The sequence below is a fragment of the Rhodoluna sp. genome (assembly GCF_024641065.1).
Lineage (GTDB): Bacteria > Actinomycetota > Actinomycetes > Actinomycetales > Microbacteriaceae > Rhodoluna.
Genome location: NZ_JAHEDV010000022.1, coordinates 1 through 1480, shown reverse-complemented (window position 1 = coordinate 1480; position 1480 = coordinate 1). Strand labels below are relative to the sequence as shown.

At 50.3% G+C, this 1480-nt stretch carries 2 protein-coding genes; both read right to left on the bottom strand.

Annotated elements, in window-relative coordinates; genetic code table 11:
- On the bottom strand, window positions 1-1001 hold a 1001-nt coding region (locus Q0L26_RS05675; RefSeq protein WP_296648564.1), incomplete at its 3' end, for a cryptochrome/photolyase family protein.
- Window positions 1002-1004: 3 nt separating this feature from the next.
- Window positions 1005-1142 (bottom strand): DUF2256 domain-containing protein, encoded by a 138-nt coding sequence (locus Q0L26_RS07140; RefSeq protein ID WP_366518401.1) that lies wholly within the window; start codon window positions 1140-1142, stop codon window positions 1005-1007.
- Window positions 1143-1480: the final 338 nt, after the last annotated feature.

Here is a 1480-nt window from a genome sequence, read left to right as displayed (position 1 = left end):
ACGCAATTCATTTTTGTTTTTGATGAATCGGTAAACAGCGGCAATAGTCTGCGATTGGCGTTCAGTGCGTTGCGGTTTCGATAATCCTCGCCCAGGAACCAATACATACCGTTGATGTATTCACGCCAACCAATTACCTGACGCACAAATGCCTCAACCGATTCAATCGGTGCCTTTTTCTTCTTGTAGGCAGCAACAACCGCGGCAACAACTTCATCGGCGTGCAGCAATCCGTTGTTTAGGTACGGACTTAGCAGTGAGTGGTGCAGTGCCCAGTTGTCTGCGGCAATAGCGTCTTCGTATGGACCAAAAGCGTGCAGGTGATTGGAAATAAAGTTTTCAAGTTGCTGCAGAGCACCGGCACGGGTTGTTGCCCAAGTGTTGGTTGGTGTGAAATCTAGTTCCTTAGCAACTTCTAAATCAATTTTGTCACGCGGGTGTTCTAGGTAAGGCGGCCAGGAATAATTCTTTGGCGGTGGTAAGCGGTTATCGGCATCATAATTCCAACGCTCGCCCTCTGGCTTACCGTTGGTCATCAAAATATTTAAACGCGTGCGTTGTGCGCGGTAGAAGTTTTCCATCACAAATGTCTTTTGCTTCTCTGCCCACAGTTTGAAAAGCTCACGGCTGGTCAAGAAGAAATCGTTTTCAATAAACTCCACGCCAAATTCTTTTAGCTGAGCGTATTGCTTGAACGATGATGGCTCGGCACAAACAATTGGCAGTTCACCAAATTCGGCGAGCGCGTTTTTCAAACCATCAATGGTTTTGGCGGCTTTGATGTAGCGCACGGTAAAACCGGCGTCAGTTAGCTCTGCTGCCAAGTGTCTGGCCGACGAAATCAAAAAGAACAATCGCTCTTTGTGCCACGGTCTACCCGTGGTCATGCGGGCGCTCTCTACGAGAACGATGACATCGGTGTTTGGGTCGGAATTTTTCAGAACGCCGCGGGTGCGGTTTAGGTGGTCGTGCGCCACATAAAGGATGCGCTGGAAAGTCACGTCTTAGCCCTTGCACTTCTTGGAGCAGTATTTGACGTTGGCCCAGTCCTTGGCCCACTTCTTACGCCACTCAAATGGCAGGCCGCAGCGCTCACAAATCTTGGGTTCGAACCCGTTCTTGATCTTGGCTACCGGTGGCATGTTCCAACCCTAATTCAGCGGAATCTTGCCTGGATTTGGGGCGAATTTGCTTTGTCGGCGTTACCCCATACACTCTTAACATTCGAACAAGTGTTCGAATTATAAATCTGTGTATAACGCCCTCCTCCACCCGGGTGTGGGCGTTCTAAATGAGGGTAATCATGGATAAAACCATTGCCGTATCGGTGAACCAGGCTGGTGAACCGGTCAAATTCAACTGGCAGGGCGCTACCTATGCCGTGCTGGCCAAGCCGGTTCGCTGGTTCGCTCGCAAGCAGTGGTGGGCAGAGGCCAACCACGTGCAGCGAGGTATCGGTGCTGGGGTTCTAGAAGTTGAG